19 protein-coding genes are annotated in these 18,856 nt (G+C 70.8%); 13 read left to right on the forward strand and 6 right to left on the reverse strand.

Translation table 11 applies throughout. The features are described 5' to 3' along the window. Positions 1-2: 2 nt before the first annotated feature. Complete coding sequence (locus ACFYZQ_RS24130) at positions 3-896, reverse strand: RNA polymerase sigma factor SigF (protein WP_389151226.1); 894 nt, start codon at positions 894-896, stop codon at positions 3-5. A gap of 281 nt (positions 897-1,177) precedes the next feature. On the opposite strand from ACFYZQ_RS24130, the gene ACFYZQ_RS24135 reads away from it, so the two are divergent. The 6 genes from ACFYZQ_RS24135 to ACFYZQ_RS24160 all read left to right on the forward strand — a co-directional run bounded on the left by ACFYZQ_RS24135 (position 1,178) and on the right by ACFYZQ_RS24160 (position 6,744). After that, positions 1,178-1,555, forward strand: coding sequence for an STAS domain-containing protein (locus ACFYZQ_RS24135; protein ID WP_389151228.1), 378 nt, complete (start codon positions 1,178-1,180; stop codon positions 1,553-1,555). A gap of 374 nt (positions 1,556-1,929) precedes the next feature. After that, on the forward strand, positions 1,930-2,484 hold the full coding sequence (locus tag ACFYZQ_RS24140; protein ID WP_389151231.1) for an ATP-binding protein: 555 nt from the start codon (positions 1,930-1,932) through the stop codon (positions 2,482-2,484). 268 nt (positions 2,485-2,752) lie between these two features. Then, complete coding sequence (locus ACFYZQ_RS24145; RefSeq protein WP_389151234.1) at positions 2,753-3,448, forward strand: LPXTG cell wall anchor domain-containing protein; 696 nt, start codon at positions 2,753-2,755, stop codon at positions 3,446-3,448. A 28-nt stretch (positions 3,449-3,476) separates the two neighbouring features. Then, entirely contained in the window at positions 3,477-4,346 is an 870-nt protein-coding gene (locus ACFYZQ_RS24150; RefSeq protein ID WP_389151237.1) for a hypothetical protein, read from the forward strand. Further along, a complete protein-coding gene (locus ACFYZQ_RS24155; protein ID WP_389151240.1) occupies positions 4,343-5,470 on the forward strand; it encodes a hypothetical protein in 1,128 nt (375 codons plus the stop codon). The genes ACFYZQ_RS24150 and ACFYZQ_RS24155 overlap by 4 nt, the downstream gene beginning before the upstream one ends. 71 nt (positions 5,471-5,541) lie before the next feature. Continuing rightward, positions 5,542-6,744, forward strand: coding sequence for a hypothetical protein (locus ACFYZQ_RS24160; protein WP_389151381.1), 1,203 nt, complete (start codon positions 5,542-5,544; stop codon positions 6,742-6,744). 80 nt (positions 6,745-6,824) lie between these two features. On the opposite strand, the gene ACFYZQ_RS24165 is transcribed toward ACFYZQ_RS24160, so the two are convergent. Further along, entirely contained in the window at positions 6,825-8,321 is a 1,497-nt protein-coding gene (locus ACFYZQ_RS24165; RefSeq protein WP_389151243.1) for an oligopeptide:H+ symporter, read from the reverse strand. 412 nt (positions 8,322-8,733) lie between these two features. Between ACFYZQ_RS24165 and ACFYZQ_RS24170 the strand changes: the two genes are divergently transcribed. After that, positions 8,734-9,411, forward strand: coding sequence for a response regulator transcription factor (locus ACFYZQ_RS24170; protein ID WP_361443697.1), 678 nt, complete (start codon positions 8,734-8,736; stop codon positions 9,409-9,411). Positions 9,412-9,572: 161 nt separating this feature from the next. Continuing rightward, the gene (locus tag ACFYZQ_RS24175; protein WP_389151246.1) at positions 9,573-10,844 is read left to right on the forward strand and encodes an ATP-binding protein; all 1,272 of its coding nucleotides are present in this window, start codon (positions 9,573-9,575) and stop codon (positions 10,842-10,844) included. Between the two features lie 185 nt (positions 10,845-11,029). On the opposite strand, the gene ACFYZQ_RS24180 is transcribed toward ACFYZQ_RS24175, so the two are convergent. Further along, positions 11,030-11,533, reverse strand: coding sequence for a GtrA family protein (locus ACFYZQ_RS24180; RefSeq protein ID WP_389151248.1), 504 nt, complete (start codon positions 11,531-11,533; stop codon positions 11,030-11,032). Between the two features lie 162 nt (positions 11,534-11,695). On the opposite strand from ACFYZQ_RS24180, the gene ACFYZQ_RS24185 reads away from it, so the two are divergent. From ACFYZQ_RS24185 to ACFYZQ_RS24195, 3 genes are read left to right on the forward strand one after another with little or no spacing between them, the layout of a single operon-like run. Beyond that, positions 11,696-12,835: a 5-(carboxyamino)imidazole ribonucleotide synthase gene (locus ACFYZQ_RS24185; RefSeq protein ID WP_389151251.1), complete on the forward strand. Its 1,140-nt coding sequence runs from the start codon at positions 11,696-11,698 to the stop codon at positions 12,833-12,835. After that, positions 12,832-13,353, forward strand: a complete 522-nt coding sequence (purE, locus tag ACFYZQ_RS24190; RefSeq protein WP_389151254.1) for a 5-(carboxyamino)imidazole ribonucleotide mutase — start codon at positions 12,832-12,834, stop codon at positions 13,351-13,353. The genes ACFYZQ_RS24185 and purE overlap by 4 nt, the downstream gene beginning before the upstream one ends. Before the next feature lie 5 nt (positions 13,354-13,358). Continuing rightward, entirely contained in the window at positions 13,359-14,537 is a 1,179-nt protein-coding gene (locus ACFYZQ_RS24195; RefSeq protein WP_389151383.1) for a dipeptidase, read from the forward strand. Positions 14,538-14,543: 6 nt separating this feature from the next. On the opposite strand, the gene ACFYZQ_RS24200 is transcribed toward ACFYZQ_RS24195, so the two are convergent. Together ACFYZQ_RS24200 and ACFYZQ_RS24205 are read right to left on the reverse strand one after the other, a co-directional pair. After that, on the reverse strand, positions 14,544-14,948 hold the full coding sequence (locus ACFYZQ_RS24200) for a VOC family protein (protein ID WP_389151257.1): 405 nt from the start codon (positions 14,946-14,948) through the stop codon (positions 14,544-14,546). Positions 14,949-14,962: 14 nt separating this feature from the next. Beyond that, a complete protein-coding gene (locus ACFYZQ_RS24205) occupies positions 14,963-15,322 on the reverse strand; it encodes a VOC family protein (RefSeq protein WP_389151260.1) in 360 nt (119 codons plus the stop codon). A gap of 106 nt (positions 15,323-15,428) precedes the next feature. Here ACFYZQ_RS24205 and ACFYZQ_RS24210 point away from each other — a divergent pair, with 106 nt between their 5' ends. Then, positions 15,429-15,935: a CGNR zinc finger domain-containing protein gene (locus ACFYZQ_RS24210; RefSeq protein WP_389151263.1), complete on the forward strand. Its 507-nt coding sequence runs from the start codon at positions 15,429-15,431 to the stop codon at positions 15,933-15,935. A gap of 126 nt (positions 15,936-16,061) precedes the next feature. Here ACFYZQ_RS24210 and ACFYZQ_RS24215 read toward each other — a convergent pair whose 3' ends face one another. Then, a complete protein-coding gene (locus ACFYZQ_RS24215) occupies positions 16,062-17,405 on the reverse strand; it encodes a UDP-glucose dehydrogenase family protein (protein WP_389151266.1) in 1,344 nt (447 codons plus the stop codon). A 181-nt stretch (positions 17,406-17,586) separates the two neighbouring features. Between ACFYZQ_RS24215 and ACFYZQ_RS24220 the strand changes: the two genes are divergently transcribed. Further along, positions 17,587-18,744, forward strand: coding sequence for an acyl-CoA dehydrogenase (locus ACFYZQ_RS24220; protein WP_389151268.1), 1,158 nt, complete (start codon positions 17,587-17,589; stop codon positions 18,742-18,744). Positions 18,745-18,856 lie beyond the last annotated feature (112 nt).

The raw sequence follows: 18,856 nt of genomic DNA on the forward strand, positions 1-18,856 counted from the left end.
CCTCACTCCTCGACGGTCAGCCCCTTGCGCAGCTTCACCAGCGTGCGCGACAGCAGTCGTGACACGTGCATCTGCGAGATGCCGAGTTCCTCGCCGATCTCCGACTGGGTCATGTTGGCCACGAACCGGAGGGAGAGGATCTTCCGGTCCCGGGCCGGGAGTTCGGCGATCAGCGGCTTGAGCGACTCCACGTACTCGATGCCTTCGATCCCGTGGTCCTCGTAGCCGATGCGGTCCGCGAGCGCACCCTCGGTGTCGTCCTCCTCGGGCTGGGCGTCCAGCGAGGAGGCGGTGTACGCGTTCGAGGCGGCCATGCCCTCGATGACCTCGTCGGTGGAGATGCCCAGCCGCTCGGCGAGTTCGACCGGTGTCGGCGCGCGGTCGAGCTTCTGGGCCAGCTCGTCACCGGCCTTCGCCAGGTCGAGCCGGAGCTCCTGGAGTCGGCGCGGGACGCGCACCGACCACGACGTGTCGCGGAAGAAGCGCTTGATCTCGCCGATGATGGTTGGCATCGCGAACGTGGGGAACTCCACGCCACGGGAGAGTTCGAAGCGGTCGATCGCCTTGATCAGGCCGATGGTGCCGACCTGGATGATGTCCTCCATCGGCTCGCTGCGGGAGCGGAAACGGGAGGCGGCGAACTTGACCAGGGCGAGGTTGAGTTCGACGAGGGTGTTGCGGACGTACGAGTACTCGGGCGTCCCTTCCTCGAGCGACTCCAGTCGCTCGAACAGGGTCTTGGAGAGGGCGCGTGCGTCGAGAGGGGCGATCTCGTCGTACGGGGGGATCTCCGGGAGCCCGTCGATGGGATCCGCGGGATCGATGGGATCCAGTTGTTCCGGTGGGGGTGTCGACGTCGCCGTCCGGGTATGCGATGCGTCGAGCCGGGGTGACATGGGTGTCCTCCATCGTTCTCGGCATAAGGCTGCCGAAGCCGTGCGTGCACTGCGGTGTGCGGCGCCTCCAAAGCCGGCCGTGTCGGGTACGTGTCCTTACTAGCCCTACCCGCTTCCGCATGACTGTCGCAAGTGCATTTTGGTAGGTTATGTCCGTTTGTGTGGGGTTGTTCGGGTGTCGGAGTGCGTGTAGAAGGCGTAGTGTTCGAGGGCATCAACCTGGCTCCGGCCGGGTGTCAGCAGGGCAACAGGCAGCACCACGACCTCGGGAGAGACACGGCATGGACCGCGGGACGGTCGGCAGCGCACAGTCGGGCCGGCTTCTGGTGGAGGTGCGGGAAGAGGGTTCCAGCGCCGTAGTGACACCGGCGGGTGAGCTCGATCACCACACCGCCGATCTGTTGCGTGAACCCCTCGACGACCTCCTCGACAAGGGCTTCTCGCGCCTCGTCGTGGACTGCTCACGACTGGAGTTCTGTGACTCCACGGGGCTCAACGTGCTGCTCGGCGCGCGGCTGCGGGCGGAGGCCGCCGGGGGCGGCGTGCATCTGGCGGGCATGCTGCCGGTCGTTGCGCGTGTGTTCGAGATCACGGGGGCGGAGGCGGTCTTCACCGTCCACGCCTCCGTCGAGGAGGCCCTGGCGGACGAGTCCGGCTGAACGCCGTCGCCCGCGGCGCCACGCCCAACGGAGGGGTGTCGCCCCGGCTCGCCCGGGCAGGAGACATCCTGAACCTGTCGGTTCCGGGGTGCGGGAACATCGGGGAACCGGCGAACGGCCCGCGTGCGACGTACGTACCGAAAGGCATCGGCGGACACGGTGGGTCGCCGGTGGGGTCCGGTGGGTGCGGGCGGGAACCGAGCGGGAACCGAGCGGAACCGGCTGGAATACGTCGGTGCTCACGGTACTGATGGGGATCGGTTGGTATCGGTCGGCCTCGACGGGTGACCCGTTGGTATGTACAGGGATGGGTAACAAGATCTATATGAACGACTTCTGAATCGTGAACGGTGAATCGGTGAGGTGAAGCGCTGATGAGCACCACCCGGCCTTACTCGCCGGGCGACCGCGGCCCGGAGCCCAGCGGCGCTTCCGGGGCGTCCGAGGGGGGTACGCCGGAGGCGGGCGTGTCCGCGAAGGCAGCGGTGCCGTCCGTGCCGGCGGAGGAGGCCCGCATGCCCCGCCAGGAGCGACGGCTGCGTCTTGACGGCGAGAGCGGCGTCGTGCCGCTCGCCCGTGACTTCACCCGCCAGGCGTTGTACGCGTGGGGCTGGCTGCCCGCCGCGTCCGCCGATCAGCGGGCCGCCGCCGAGGACGTACTGCTGGTCGTCTCCGAGCTGGTCACCAACGCCTGTCTGCATGCGGAGGGGCCCGACGAGCTGGTTCTGACCTGCGACAACAAGGTGATCCGGATAGAGGTCACCGACCGTGGCACCGGTCAGCCCGCGCCGCGCACGCCGCACCGTGCCGGACGGCCGGGTGGTCATGGCATGTTCATCGTGCAGCGGCTGTGCCTGGACTGGGGGGTGGTCCGTACGCCGGGGGCGTCGGGCAAGACGGTGTGGGCGGAGCTGGGCGCTCCGGCGTAGGCCTTCCGGGGCGGGGCCGAGGGTTTTCCGCCCCGCCGCCCTTACCCGTTCCCATGCCCAGGGGCTCTGCCCCTTCGACCTCGCTGGGGGCTGCCGCCCCCGGACCCCCGTTTTCGGCCTGGACGGCCTCGTCCTCAAACGCCGGACAGGCTGAGTGATGCCGCACGCCGGATCGTCACAACTCCGCTGTGCGCCGTCTCTTCCTTCCTCACGACCCCGGGCGTACCTTGACGGCCCATCTGATGCGCCGTCAGGAAAGAGGTGGGCCGTGTACCCGAAACGAACCGCCGCGTTCACGTCCGCCGCTGCCCTGGCCGGTTCCGCGGTGCTGTTGGCCGCACCCATGGCCCACGCCGACGTCGTGAACGTCAACTACCAGTGCAAGACGCCTATCGGTGACAAGAGCGCCGTATCGCCCATCGACATCAAGGGCGTCAGGAGCGGCAACGGCTACAAGATCACCATGAGCTGGCAGAAGGGCGTCTCCTCCAGCCCCGTCGAGCTCGGCAAGGGCGCGATGAACCCGAGCGCCACCATCAGGCTCGGCGGCGCCGACAGCGGCACGCTCGCGGTGTCCGGCCCCGCCAACCAGGCCGCGATACCCGCCAACACCCCCATCAAGATCAGCGACCTGAGCGGCACCTACACCCCGGAGAAGTCCGGCAAGGTCACCTTCACGGCGGGCGTGCTCACCATCAAGGCGCTCGGTACGACGACCACCTGCACCCCGACCAACAGCCCCGAACCGTCCCTGACCCTGGACGTCACGGGTGCGGGCGGCGGCTCCGGCGGCTCCGGTTCCCCGTCGTCATCGGGCGGCGGCGCCGACTCCGGCGGGCAGTTGCCCCGGACCGGCCCCGAGGACTCCGCGATAGCGCTGGGCACGCTCGGCGGCACCGTCCTCCTCACGGGTGCGGCGGGTGCGCTGTGGCTGACCCGCCGGAACCAGGCCGTACGCCGCTGAACCCCGGGTACGAGCGCTGGAGCCGCCCATGCCGTCCGCCACCCGCGTCAGCCGCCTGTGCCTGCCGCCGGCCGCCCTCCTGAGCCTGCTCGTCGCCGCCCCGACCGCCTCGGCCGCCGACGCCTGGACCCTCGCTCCCCTGGGCGGTGACCGCCCCTACGTCTACGCCGAAGGCGCCCCCGGGGCGGTCCTGCGGGACACGGTGTCCGTGACCAACCCCGGCGGAAAGCCGCTCGCGGTACGCCTCGTCGGCACCGGCGTCCGCGTGGCCTTCGCCGAGACCCGGGTCCGCGTCCCCGCCCGCACCCGCGCCGACGTGCCCTTCACGGTGACCGTCCCACCCGTCACCGCGCCCGGCGACCGCGCCGGCACCATCGTCGCGCGGGACGGCGAGGGCCGTACGGCGACCGTGGGCGTACGCCTGAGGGCCGTCGTACCGGCGCTGTCCGCGCTGACCGTCGAGCACGTCGCCGTGCACGGCGACCGCATCTCGTACGAGCTGGTCAACCGCGGTACGACCGCCCTCGTGCCGACGCTCGCGGTGCGCGCCGACGGCGTCTTCGGCCGCCGGGTCCTGGACCGGGCCCCGCGCATCCTGCCCGTCCGGCTGCCCCCGGGCGAGCGGCTGCGGCTCGACGAGTCGTGGCCCGACCGGCCCGCGCTGGACGCGGTCGACGTACGGCTGACGGTGACGGCGTCCGGCGGGGCGCACGCCACGGCCGGCGCGTCGGCGCGGTTCGTCCCGTGGGGTGCGGTGACGGGCACGGGGGCGGGGGCCGCGGCCGTGTCGGCCACCGCTGTGGTCGTACGGCGGCGCAGGCGTCGCACGCCGCAGATCGAACCCTCGCTCGAACAGATCCGGTCGACGCACCAGGGACAGGCAGGAGCGGTGCGATGAGCGGCAAGAGGCGGATCCCGGCACTGGTGGCGGTCCTCGCGCTGCTCCTGCTGCCCCTCGCGGGCGGCGCGTCGGCGGCCTCCGGGCCCACCGTCGAGCTGTCCGCGTCGCAGGCGGGCACCGGCGGCTCGATCACCGTCAGCGGCAGCGGCTGGCGGCCGCACGCACTGCTGATGGTGCTGGTCTGCGGACGGGCCACCCCCGCCCGGGGAGTGATCGGCGGCACCAACTCCTGCGCCAACGGGGACGGCCGGGCCGTCACCACCGACGCGAAGGGCGGCTTCAGCAGGAAGCTGCCGGTCGCCGAGCCACCGGTGCCGTGCCCGTGCGTGGTGCACGTGGCCACCGTCACCGGGGCGAAGGCGAACGCCGACGCGGCGCTGAAGGTCGCCGGGCACCCGGTCGAGCCGCTGCCCACCGAGTCCTCCGGCGGCCGGCTCTCCCTCCTCAGCGACACCCGGCTGGCCGGGTCGAGCGGGCTGCTCACCTGGTTCGGGGCGCCGCCGTCCCGCACCCTGGTCTTCACCGTCGGCAACACCGGCCCGGGCGACATCAAGAACCCCGTGTTCAAGGTCGGCACCGCGCACGGTGTCTTCGCCCCCGAATGGGACGACCAGCAGTGGCGCGGCACCCTGGCGCCCGGCGGGAAGGCGCGGATCGAGCTGCCCGTCGAGCTCGCCGCCGGAGCACACGGCGACTACACCGTCTCCGTGGAGTACGGCGGCAAGGTGCTCGCCGAGCAGCCCTGGGGTGTGGGCCGCCCCTGGGGCGTGACCCTGTTCTGGCTGCTGCTGTGCCTCGTCGTACCGGCCGCGCTGTTCCGCGTCGGCATGGCGGTGGTGGACCGGATACGGCCGCGCCGGGCGGGCGGCGGGCGGCGCGGGCCCCGCCGCGCACCGCCGACCCTGCGACTGCCCGGCTCCCGTACCCCTCAGGCACCGCCCGCCCCCGACTCGACCCTGCCGTGGTTCACCCCGGACTCCGCTCCGGGCGCGGCCGGCCGGCTCTCCGCACCGCACGACGACAGCCCGACGAGTCCTGCGACTCCCACCAGCCCCACGACTCCCACGAGTCCGACGGCTCCGACGAGTCCGACGACTCCCACGTGGAAAGGACCCAAGTGAGCAAGCGAAGGAGAGTGACACCGACCGGCGGACCTGTCGTGCGGCGAGCGGGTGCGGCGGCTGCCGCGCTGGTGCTCTGCTCGGCCGGCGTGCTGCTCGGCATGAGCGCCGGCTCCGCCGAGGCCGCCGAGGTCTCGTACGCCACCCACTGCGTGCCGCCCGCCGGCATCGACCCCGTCGACGGCACCACGAAGGTCGAGATCACCGCACCGGCCACGGCGAAGGTCGGCGACACCGTGGACGTGGTGTGGAAGTTCACCCAGGCCGCGGCGAAGAACCCGGACATCATCGACCTGCCCGCGAACTCGGTGCAGCCGTCCGGCACCCTCAAGGCGTCCGGGGCGCAGACCGCGGACATCGCGATGCAGGGACCGCGCGAGAACCCGGCGATCCCCAAGGGCGGCGCGATGGTGCTGTCCGACATGAAGGGCGCACTGAAACTGACCACGGTCGGTGAGGTGAAGCTGACACCGGACGCCTACACCGTCAACGCCATGTCGACGGACACCAAGTGCACGCCGACCGAGACGGTGCAGCCCTCGGCGACCATCCAGGTGTCGGCGGGCGACGGCACCCCCACCAAGTCCTCCACGCCCACCAAGTCCTCCAGCCCGACCGTGACCTCGAGCGCCAGCCACGGCACCGGCCAGACGGACTTCACCGGCAAGGAGGTCCAGATCCCGTACAAGTGCCAGACGCCCCTCGGCCCCAAGAGCGCGACCTCGCCGGTGCAGATCAACGCGAAGAAGAACGGCGGGAGCTTCGATCTCACCGTGCAGTTCAAGAAGTCGGTGATGGACAGCCCGGCGCCCATCCCCAAGGGCTCCGTGAAACCGTCGATGGACATCACGCTGGGCGGCGCGGACAAGGGCACGGTGCACGTCGAGGGCCCGACGAACTCCTCCGACATCAAGACCGGCGACCCGATAGCGATCCCGGACCTGACCGGCACCTACAAGCCGGGCGCGAGCGGCAAGTCGACCCTGTCCCCGGGCGTGCTGACGGTCAAGGCCCTCGGTACGACGACGACCTGCACGCCGACGAAGACGGAGGTCTCCCTGACCCTGGACACCAGCGGGCAGCCGGGCGGCGCCTCCGGGGGGTCCTCGACCTCCGGCGGCACCTCCTCCTCCGGCGGCAGCGGCAGCGGCGGCCTGGCCGAGACGGGTGCGAGCGACCACGGCGCCCTGAAGGCCCTCGGCCTGGTCTCGGGCACGGCGATCCTGCTGGGCGGGGCCGTGTTCACGTTCCTGCCGGGCCGGCGGACCCGCTGAAACGGCCGTGCTGGAACGGCCGGAGGGCCGTCGCGTCCCGTTCGGGATGCGACGGCCCTCCGCGGAGCCTTCGGCGTGCGTCAGCGCACGTTGCCCATGAGCTCCTTCACCTTCTTGCGGTACATCCATACCGCGAGACCGGCGAGGACGGCGAGGGCGGCCTCCAGGGCCACGATGCCCGCCTTGTTGAGGTCGACGTTGGCGACACCCAGCAGACCGGTGGTGGCGTCACCGGCGGTGACGGCCAGGAACCAGACGCCCATCATCTGCGAGGCGTACTTGGCGGGCGCCATCTTCGTGGTGACGGACAGGCCGACCGGGGAGAGCAGCAGCTCGCCGACGGTCTGCACGAAGTAGATCGCCACCATCCACATCGCGGCCGCCTTGTGACCGCCGTCGGCGATCGCGAGCGGGGCGAGGAAGAGGAAGAAGGACGCGCCGATCAGGACCAGGCCGCCGGCGAACTTGGTCGCCGTGCTCGGCTCCTTGCCGCGCCGGTTCAGGGCGAGCCACAGCGCGGCGAAGACCGGCGCGAACGCCATGATCATGACCGGGTTGACCGACTGGTACCAGGAGACCGGGAACTTCCAGCCGAGGATGGAGTTCTCGGCGCTGTTGTCGGCGAAGATCGACACGGTCGAGCCGCCCTGGTCGTAGATCATCCAGAACACGGCCGCCGCGACGAAGAACCAGATGTACGCCGACATCCGCGACTGCTCGGTGCGGTCCAGGTCCCGGTCCCGCTTGATCCGGGCCAGCACGACGACCGGGATGAGCAGACCGGCGATGATGATCGGGACCATCACCCAGTTCAGGGTGTAGGCGCCGGAGAAGCCGACGACGGCGTAGAAGACCACCGCGACGCCCGCCCACAGGGCCGCCTTGCGCAGGGTGGCCGCCTTCTCCTCGGCGGACAGCGGGGTGGGCACGACGTCCGAGCGGGAGTCCAGGTGACGCGTGCCGAGCAGGAACTGGGCCAGACCGAGCGCCATGCCGAGCGCGGCGAGCGCGAAGCCGAGGTGCCAGTTGACCTCCTGGCCGACGGTACCGATGATCAGCGGAGCGGCGAAGGCGCCGACGTTGATGCCGATGTAGAAGAGCGTGAAGCCACCGTCACGGCGCGGGTCGTCCGGACCGTCGTACAGGTGGCCGACCATCGTGGAGATGTTGGCCTTCAGCAGACCGGAGCCGATGGCGACCAGACCGAGGCCCGCGTAGAAGGTGCCGGAGTTCGGCAGCGCCAGGGTCAGGTGGCCGAGCATGATGACCACGCCGGCCACCGCGACCGTCTTGCGGGGGCCGAGGACGCGGTCCGCGAACCAGCCGCCGGGCAGGGTGAGCAGGTACACGAGGGACAGGTACACCGAGTAGATCGCGGTCGCGGTGGCCGCGCCCAGGTGCAGCCCGGCCGGCGCCACCAGGTACAGCGGGAGCAGCGCCTTCATGCCGTAGAAGGAGAACCTCTCCCACATCTCGGTCATGAAGAGGGTGGCCAGTCCGCGGGGGTGGCCGAAGAAGGTCTTGTCGGAGCCGGGGGAGCCCCGGCGGACCGAGTCCTTCGTCAGGCTGGACGCCATGGTCGTTCCTTGCTGGTCGGGACGCGCCGCGATGAGCGGGTGCGCGCCCGGTTGGGGGGAGCGGGGGTTCCACGCCTCTGCACGGGTTGACGCGCGTAGCGGCCCCGGCCCTGGGGTGGTCCTCTGGCCGACAGCGGTCGGCGAACGCACAAAAGAGACCTTCAGCGTCGAACGAGCGCCGAAGGTCTGCCGCGTGCCACAGGCGTTCAACTCACCATACGGCAGGACACCGCCTGATATGGAAGGACTTGAGACACGGATCACAGGTGTCGGCATGACTGGACACCGGTTTCGAAGGTATCTCCTACGATCGCACCTATCGGCCATAGGTTCGTACCACTGTGCCCAAAGGTAAGAATCCCGGAGTCCGATCACACCCCAGCAGAACGCGCGGGCGGACTACCATCAGCTCATGACCCGTGTACTGCTCGCCGAGGACGACGCGTCCATCTCGGAGCCGCTGGCCCGCGCCCTGCGCCGGGAAGGTTACGAGGTCGAGGTGCGCGAGGACGGACCCACCGCGCTCGACGCCGGACTGCAGGGCGGCATCGACCTGCTCGTGCTCGACCTGGGCCTGCCCGGCATGGACGGCCTGGAGGTCGCCCGCCGGCTCCGCGCCGAGGGCCACACCGTGCCGGTCCTCATCCTGACCGCGCGCGCCGACGAGGTGGACACCGTCGTCGGCCTGGACGCGGGCGCCGACGACTACGTCACCAAGCCCTTCCGGCTCGCCGAACTGCTCGCCCGGGTCCGGGCCCTGCTGCGGCGCGGCGCCGCCGAGCCGCAGCAGCCGCCGGCCACGCACGGCGTGCGGATCGACGTCGAGTCGCACCGGGCGTGGATGGGCGACGAGGAGCTCCAGCTCACCGCGAAGGAGTTCGACCTGCTGCGGGTGCTGGTCAGGGACGCCGGCCGGGTGGTCACGCGGGACCAGCTGATGCGCGAGGTCTGGGACACGACGTGGTGGTCGTCCACCAAGACGCTGGACATGCACATCTCGTGGCTGCGGAAGAAACTCGGCGACGACGCCGCGAATCCCCGGTACATCGCCACGGTGCGGGGGGTTGGCTTCCGGTTCGAGAAGAGCTGAGCGGGTCGCCGGTTCGTCTTCGAGCTCGAGGGTTCGGGTTCGTCGGCGACTGGGGGTGTTCCGTGACTGGTCGCGCCCCGCGGCGGAGCCGCAGGTCGATGCGGGCCCGCGCCCCTTGGCGGGTTCACTCGCCCCAGTCGTAGAGTCCCCCGGAGGGTCCCGTGCGTCGTCGTCTCATTCAGTCCACCCTTGCCGTCGTCCTGGTCGTGATCGCCGTCTTCGGTGTGTCGCTCGTCATCGTCGAGACCCGGACGATCAGCAACAGCGCCCAGGAACGGGTGGACTCCGAGGCCGTCCGGCTGGCCAGCATCGTCGACAGCCGGATCCTCGGCTCGCAGGACGTCACCGCCGAGGTCCTGCAGAAACAGGTCGCCAAGGACCAGTACGCGGTCATCCGCATGCCCGGCCACAAGCCGATCGAGGTCGGCGACAGGCCGCAGGGCGACGTGATCCACGCCACGCAGAAGGGCGAGGAGGGCGAGCTGGTCACCGTCCAGGAGCCCCGCTCCGCCGTGACCCGGGAAGTCGGCCGCACGCTGCTGATCATCGGGCTGGTGGCGCTGCTCGCGGTGGTCGCCGCCGTGCTGCTCGCGGTGCGCCAGGCCAACCGGCTCGCGTCCCCGCTGACCGACCTCGCGGAGACCGCCGAACGCCTCGGCTCCGGTGATCCGCGCCCCCGGCACAAGCGGTACGGTGTCCCCGAGCTGGACCGGGTCGCCGATGTGCTGGACTCCTCCGCCGAGCGCATCGCCCGCATGCTCACCGCCGAGCGCAGGCTGGCCGCCGACGCCTCGCACCAGCTGCGCACGCCGCTGACCGCGCTGTCCATGCGCCTGGAGGAGATCACCCTCACCGACGACCCGGACACGGTGAAGGAGGAGGCGAACGTCGCGCTCACGCAGGTGGAACGCCTGACGGACGTGGTGCAGCGGCTGCTGACGAACTCCCGCGACCCGCGCACCGGCTCCGCCGTCACCTTCGACCTCGACGAGGTCATCCAGCAGCAGCTCGCCGAGTGGCGCCCCGCCTACCGCGGCATGGGCCGGGCGATCGTCAGCTCGGGCAAGCGGCACTTGCAGGCGGTCGGCACCCCGGGCGCCGTGGCTCAGGTGCTCGCCGCGCTGATCGAGAACTCCCTGATGCACGGGGGCGGCACGGTCGCCCTGCGCACTCGCGTCACCGGCAACCAGGCCGTCGTGGAGGTCACCGACGAGGGACCCGGAGTCCCGGCCGACCTCGGCGCCCGCATCTTCGAGCGGACGATCAGCGGGCGGAACTCGACGGGGATCGGCCTGGCGGTGGCCCGCGACCTCGCGGAGGCCGACGGCGGCCGGCTGGAACTCCTGCAGGCCCAGCCCCCGGTCTTCGGCCTGTTCCTCTCCCGGACCCCGCCCGCCCGGAAACCCACCGAGGACAGCCCGACGGTCCGCTAGACAGCGTCGGCCTTTTCAGCCCGGGTCGGCATGACTCAGCCCGTCCGGGAGCGCCCCCTCTGGGGGAGTTCGAGGACGAGGCCGTTCAGGCCGATGCGGGGATCTGGGGGCGCCGGCCCCCAGCAGTGCGGCACCCGAGACCTGCCCGGCCTCCAGCCCTACGAGACAGCCCGGCCTCCCGGGCCCTACGGCACCCGCTGGCTGGGGCGCGGCTTCTTGGACTCCGCCACGAGAATCGATTCCGCGCCGGTCACGGCCTCGCCGGCCGGGAGGGCCTTGAACACCCAGGTGCGGTAGGACCAGAAGCGGAAGAGGGTCGCGACGCCGATGCCGACGAACTTGAAGACGTTGCTCTGCAGCGGGCTGTCCCAGCCGAAACCGTACGTGGCCAGGTAGAGAACACCGTTCTCGATCACCAGGCCCACCGCGCTGAACAGCAGGAACAGCGTGAGTTCACGGGTGCGGCCGCCTTTGTCGCGGTCGCGGTAGGCGAAGTAGCGGAAGCCCACGTAGTTGAACGCGATCGCCACCACGGTGGCTATCACGCTCGCCCGGACGACCTGCAGATCGGTGACGTGCCGTACGAGGTTGAACACGCCGAGGTTGACGAGGATGCCGGCGCCGCCGACGGCGCCGAACTTGGCCACCTCGCGTACGAGCCTTTGCAGCCCCGAGGAACGATGTTCCATGGTCGTGCAGGCTCCCGTCGCTAGGTTGCGTCAACTCCGCCATGCTATCCGGCGCCCCGCTGGGTTTCCTGCGGACGGGCTATCAGGTCGGAAAGAACCCGGAAAGTACCGGGTAAGAGGAGCGGAATCCGGCCGCCCTGGCGCGGCCGATACCCTGGGGGCGTGACGTTCCCGGTAGTCGGCATGGTCGGCGGTGGTCAGCTCGCGCGTATGACGCACGAGGCGGGCATCCCGCTGGGCATCAGGTTCAAGCTCCTCAGTGACACCCCGCAGGACTCCGCGGCGCAGGTCGTGAACGATGTCGTCGTCGGCGACTATCGCGACCTGGAGACGCTGCGAGCCTTCGCGCAGGGCTGCGACGTGATCACCTTCGATCACGAACACGTACCCACCGAGCACCTCAGGGCGCTGGAGGCGGACGGCATCCCCGTGCGCCCCGGGCCCGACGCGCTGGTGCACGCCCAGGACAAGGGGGTGATGCGCGCGAAGCTCACCGAGATCGGCGTGCCCTGCCCACGGCACCGCATCGTGGCCGACCCGCACGACGTGGTCGCCTTCGCCGCGGAGGGCGACGGCTTCCCGGTCGTCCTGAAGACCGTGCGCGGCGGCTACGACGGCAAGGGCGTGTGGGTGGTCGAGTCCGCCGAGGAGGCCGCCGAGCCGTTCCGCGCGGGCGTCCCGGTCCTCGCCGAGGAGATGGTCGACTACGTCCGCGAGCTCGCCGCGAACGTCGTACGCTCCCCGCACGGCCAGGCGGTCGCCTACCCGGTGGTGGAGTCCCGGCAGGTGAACGGGGTCTGCGACACGGTGATCGCGCCCGCCCCCCGCCTGGACGAGGACCTCGCGCTGCAGGCCGAGCGGCTGGCCCTGACCATCGCCAAGGAACTCGGCGTCGTCGGCCACCTGGCCGTCGAGCTGTTCCAGACCCGCGACGGCCGCATCCTCGTCAACGAGCTGGCGATGCGCCCGCACAACTCCGGTCACTGGACCCAGGACGGCGCGATCACCAGCCAGTTCGCCAACCACGTACGGGCCGTGCTCGACCTCCCCCTCGGCGACCCGCGCCCGCGCGCCAAGTGGACGGTCATGGTCAACGTCCTCGGCGGCGACTACCCGGACATGTACTCCGCGTACCTGCACTGCATGGCCCGCGACCCCAAGCTGAAGATCCACATGTACGGCAAGGACGTGAAGCCCGGCCGCAAGGTGGGCCACGTCAACACCTACGGCGACGACCTGGACGACGTTCTCGAGCGCGCACGTCACGCTGCCGGTTACCTGAGAGGCACGATCACCGAATGAGCCCCGTTGTTGGCATCGTCATGGGTTCCGACTCCGACTGGCCCGTCATGGAGGCCGCGGCCAAGGCCCTCGACGAGTTCGAGGTCGCGTACGAGGTCGACGTCGTCTCCGCGCACCGTATGCCGCGCGAGATGATCACGTACGGCGAGCAGGCCGCCGACCGCGGGCTCAAGGTGATCATCGCGGGCGCGGGCGGCGCCGCCCACCTGCCCGGCATGCTCGCCTCGGTGACCCCGCTGCCGGTCATCGGCGTACCCGTGCCGCTGAAGTACCTCGACGGCATGGACTCCCTGCTGTCGATCGTGCAGATGCCGGCCGGTGTCCCGGTCGCCACCGTCTCCGTCGCCGGGGCCCGCAACGCGGGCCTGCTCGCCGCCCGGATCCTCGCCGCGCACGACGAGGACCTGCTGGCACGGATGCGCGACTTCCAGCAGGACCTGAACGATCAGGCCACGGAGAAGGGCAAGCGGCTGCGCTCCAAGGTCGAGGGGTCCGGCGGCTTCGGTTTCGGGAAGTGACCGCGGTGAGCCCGGTGGAGGCGGCCCGGGAGCTGCTGCGCGAGTTCCCGGTCGTCGACGGGCACAACGACCTGCCGTGGGCGTTGCGCGAGCAGGTCCGCTACGACCTCGCCGCCCGCGACATCGCCCGGCCCCAGAACGCCCACCTGCACACCGACATCCCGCGGCTGCGCGCGGGCGGCGTCGGCGCGCAGTACTGGTCGGTGTACGTCCGGTCCGACCTGCCCGACCCCGTCCCGGCGACGCTGGAGCAGATCGACTGCGTACGGCAGCTCCTGGCCCGCTACCCGGCGGACCTGGCCCCCGCGCTGACCGCCGCCGACATGGAGACGGCACGCCGGGAGGGCCGTATCGCCTCCCTCATGGGCGCGGAGGGCGGCCACTCGATCGCGAACTCTCTCGGCACCCTGCGCGGCCTGTACGCGCTCGGCGTCCGCTACATGACGCTCACTCACAACGACAACGTGGCGTGGGCGGACTCCGCGACGGACGAGCCGAACGTCGGCGGCCTGTCGGCCTTCGGCCGTGAGGTGGTCCGGGAGATGAACCGGCTCGGCATGCTGGTCGACCTCTCCCACGTGGCGGCGACGACCATGCGGGACGCGCTGGACACGTCGTCCGCGCCGGTGATCTTCTCCCATTCCTCCGCCCGGGCCGTGTGCGACCACCCGCGCAACATCCCGGACGACGTCCTGGAGCGGCTGCCCGCGAACGGCGGGGTGGCGATGGTGACGTTCGTACCGAAGTTCGTGCTCCGGGCGGCCGTGGACTGGACGGCCGCCGCCGACGAGAACATGCGCGCGCACGGCTTCCACCACCTCGACACCACCGCCAAGGCGATGAAGGCGCACCGCGCCTTCGAGGAGCGCAACCCGCGCCCCGTCGCCACGGCGGCCACGGTGGCCGACCACCTCGACCACATGCGCGAGGTCGCCGGCATCGACCACCTCGGCATCGGCGGTGACTACGACGGCACGGCCTTCACCCCGGCCGGGCTCGACGACGTCTCCGGCTACCCCAACCTCCTCGCCGAACTCCTGGACCGCGGCTGGTCGAAGTCCGACCTGGCCAAGCTGACCTGGAAGAACGCGGTACGGGTACTGGGCGCGGCGGAGGACGTGGCGCGCGGCGTCCAGGCGACGCGGGGGCCGTCCAACGCGAGCATCGAGGAGCTCGACCGGTAGGACCTGTCAGGTGTGCTCGATCCGGCACAGGCAGAAAGGATGCCCGGCCGGGTCGGCGTACACCTGGAAGTCCTTCTTCTCCCGGTCCTCCAGATCCAGCGGCCGCGCGCCCAGCGCCAGCACCTTCTCGTGGACCGCGTCGACCTCCTCCCAGGTGGACCCGGCGTCGAGGTCGATGTGGAACTGCTGCGCGTTGCGGTCGCCCCGCGGCCACTCCGGCGGTGTGAGGTCGTCCACCCGCTGGAAGGCGAGCCGGAGCCCGCCCGGTACGTCCAGGACGAGCCAGTCGTTCTCGTCGTCCCCCTCGTCGGTGTGCAGGGTGCCGCCCACCACCGCCTGGTAGAAGGCGGCGAGCTTGCTCGGGGCGGGACAGTCGATCACGACGGAACGCAAACGTGCGACGCCAGGCATGAGCCCTCCCTGTGTCAGCAGGCGCAGAGGCAGAACGGGTGCCCGGCCGGATCGGCGTAAACCCGGAAGCTGCGGGAACGGTCGGCGGCGTCCAGCGGCTTCGCGCCGAGCGCGAGCACGCCCTTCTCGGCCGCGTCCAGGTCCTCCACGACCAGGTCCAGGTGGAACTGCTGCGAGTGATCGGCCGCCGGCCACCTCGGCGGTACGAAACCGGGCGCCGCCTGGAACGCCAGCGACGGTCCGCCGGGCACCTTCAGATCCACCCAGTCCCCGTCGCCCTCGACGGCGCCACCGAGCACCTCGGCGTAGAAACCGGCGAGCGCGCGCGGGTCGGGACAGTCCAGCACGACCGAACCGAACTTGGCGAGAGCCATGTCTTCCTCCTCCAGGTCGGAGTTCCTCCAGGCCGGAGTTACCCGTAGAGGCGGGTAACCGGTAACCGTTACTGCATGCTGCCGCATCGGAGGTAACGTCGCAAGCATGAGTGAGAGGTCGGCCGCACCAGGAGGCCTGGCGCTGGTCGAGTCCCTGGTGAACACCCTGGACATCGAATCGGGTGCCGACGCGCTCGACACGGCGGACGGCCGGTCGCGGTTCGGGCTCACGGAGGACGACGTCCCCGCGGCCCGCGAACTGCGCGAAGCGCTGCGCGCCACCCTGCTGGCCCACGCCGGCCACCCCCCGCACCGCGCGGTGACCCCCCTGGGCGAGTTGCTGGCCCGGGCCCCGCTGCTGGTGGCGGTCGACGAGCGGGACGGCTCGGCGGTCCTCGCCCCGGCCGACCCCGGCCCCCTGCTGTCCCGCATCGCGGCAGCCGTCGCCGAAGCGCTGGTGGCCGGCACCTGGAACCGCCTCAAGGCCTGCGAGGCCGACACCTGCCACTGGGCGTACTACGACCGCAGCCCGGCCGGACGCGGCCGCTGGTGCTCGATGCAGGTGTGCGGGGCACGCGCGAAGATGCGCCGGTACCGGGCCAAGGAAGCGTAAGGCAGCGGCGATCACAGGGAGTTCGTCGGCGGGTGACCGCCCCGTTGGTGCAGAATGTGTGAAGACACCGGTTCGGCCGACTGAGCCTCGGCCGAACCGGTGTCACCTGCCTTCGTCCGCCTTCGTTCAGGCGGTCGGCCGCCCCATCGCGCGGTACGTCCACCCGGCCCGCCGCCACAACTCCGGGTCGAGGGTGTTGCGGCCGTCGAGGACCAGCCGGCCCTTCGTGACCTCGCCCAGCGCGGCCGGGTCCAGCTCGCGGAACTCCCGCCACTCGGTCAGGTGCAGCACCACGTCGGCGCCCCGGACCGCCTCCAGCGCGGAGTCGGCGTACCCGAGCGTCGGGAAGACCCGGCGGGCGTTGTCCATGCCCTTCGGGTCGTACACCGTGACCTGGCCGCCCTGCAGATGGATCTGGCCCGCCACGTTCAGCGCGGGGGAGTCCCGGACGTCGTCCGAGTCGGGCTTGAAGGTCGCGCCGAGCACCGCGACCCGCCGGCCCAGGAAGGAACCGCCGCCGAGGGCATCACGGGTCAGCTCGACCATCTGGCCGCGACGGCGCATGTTGATGGAGTCGATCTCGCGCAGGAAGGTCAGCGCCTGGTCGACGCCCAGCTCACCGGCGCGCGCCATGAACGCCCGGATGTCCTTCGGCAGACAGCCGCCGCCGAAGCCGATCCCGGCGCGCAGGAACTTCCTGCCGATCCGGTCGTCGTACCCGATGGCCTCCGCCAGCCTGGCGACGTCACCGCCCGCTGCCTCGCACACCTCGGCCATGGCGTTGATGAAGGAGATCTTCGTCGCCAGGAAGGAGTTCGCGGCGGTCTTCACCAGCTCCGCCGTCGGGAAGTCGGTGACCACGAACGGCGTGCCCTCGGCGATCGGCGTCGCGTACACCTCCCGCAGCAGCTTCTCCGCCCGCTCACTGCGCACCCCCACCACGAGCCGGTCCGGGTGCAGCGTGTCCTCGACGGCGAAGCCCTCCCTCAGGAACTCCGGGTTCCAGGCCAGCTCGGCGTCCGCGCCGGCCGGGGCGTGCTCGGCCAGGTAGGCCGCGAGGCGGTCGGCGGAGCCGACGGGCACGGTGGACTTGCCCACGACGAGCGCGGGGCCGGCGAGGTGCGGGGCGAGCGAGGCCAGGGCCGCGTTCACGTACGACATGTCGGCCGCGTAGTCCCCGTGCCGCTGCGGAGTGTTGACGCACAGGAAGTGCACGTCGCCGAACGCGCCGGCCTCGGACCAGTCCTGGGTGAAGCGCAGCCGGCCCGAGGAACCCTCGAAGCCCGCCACATGCTTCCTCAGCAGCTCCTCGAGCCCCGGCTCGAACATCGGGGCCTCGCCGCGCTCCAGCTTCTCGATCTTCTCCGGCACGACGTCCAGCCCGAGCACCTCGAAACCGAGCTCGGCCATGGCCGCGGCGTGCGTGGCGCCGAGATAGCCGGTGCCGATCACGGTGATCTTGAGGCTCATGGGTGCTCCAGGGGTACGCGTCAGGTGCGGGCCCGAGCATAGCCAAGGCGCGCCGCGGTGCTTCGGCGGGCGCTTCGATGGGCAGCCTCCCGGCTGTCACGAAGCTCACGTATGCGTGCCGCTGGTGGACCCCTAAACTTTGTGTTACTTAACGGTAATTAGCGTTGGAGCGTGAGAAACCTTGGCCGGATCGGCTGACTTCGACCTGTACCGCCCGTCCGAGGAGCACGACATGCTCCGCGACGCCGTCCGCTCGCTGGCCGAGGCGAAGATCGCGCCGCACGCCGCGGCGGTGGACGAGGAGGCCCGCTTCCCGCAGGAGGCGCTCGACGCCCTCGTCGCGAACGACCTGCACGCCGTGCACGTCCCCGAGGAGTACGGCGGCGCGGGCGCCGACGCGCTCGCCACGGTGATCGTGATCGAGGAGGTGGCGCGGGTCTGCGTGTCCTCCTCCCTGATCCCGGCCGTGAACAAGCTGGGCTCCCTCCCGGTGATCCTCTCCGGCTCCGAGGACCTGAAGAAGAGGTACCTCGCGCCCCTGGCCAAGGGCGACGCGATGTTCTCGTACTGCCTCTCCGAGCCCGAGGCCGGCTCGGACGCGGCCGGTATGAAGACCAAGGCGGTCCGCGACGGCGACCACTGGATCCTCAACGGCGTGAAGCGCTGGATCACCAACGCGGGCGTGTCGGAGTACTACACGGTGATGGCCGTGACGGACCCCTCGAAGCGCTCGAAGGGCATCTCGGCCTTCGTCGTCGAGAAGTCCGACGAGGGCGTCTCCTTCGGCGCCCCCGAGAAGAAGCTCGGCATCAAGGGCTCCCCGACGCGCGAGGTCTACTTCGACAACGTCCGCATCCCCGCCGACCGCATGATCGGCGAGGAGGGCACCGGCTTCGCCACCGCGATGAAGACCCTGGACCACACCCGCATCACCATCGCCGCCCAGGCCCTCGGTGTCGCCCAGGGCGCCCTCGACTACGCCAAGGGTTACGTCCAGGAGCGCAAGCAGTTCGGCAAGCCGATCGCCGACTTCCAGGGCATCCAGTTCATGCTCGCCGACATGGCCATGAAGATCGCCGCCGCCCGCGCCCTCACCTACCAGGCCGCGGCCGCCTCCGAGCGCGGCGACAGCGACCTCACCTTCCAGGGCGCGGCCGCCAAGTGCTTCGCCTCGGACGTGGCGATGGAGGTCACCACGGACGCGGTCCAGCTGCTGGGCGGTTACGGCTACACCCGTGACTACCCGGTGGAGCGGATGATGCGCGACGCGAAGATCACGCAGATATACGAGGGCACGAACCAGGTCCAGCGGATCGTGATGGCCCGTAACCTGCCGTAGTCATCGGGTAGTTGCCGACCGCGAGGTTTCGGAAGAAGGCGTCCTGAGGGGCGCCTTCTGTCTATTTTGGTGCGCATCGTGTCGGTGATCGCCCGAAGGAGAACAGACCGCC

Origin of the sequence: Streptomyces sp. NPDC001843 (assembly GCF_042891955.1) — a bacterium.
Taxonomy (GTDB): domain Bacteria; phylum Actinomycetota; class Actinomycetes; order Streptomycetales; family Streptomycetaceae; genus Streptomyces.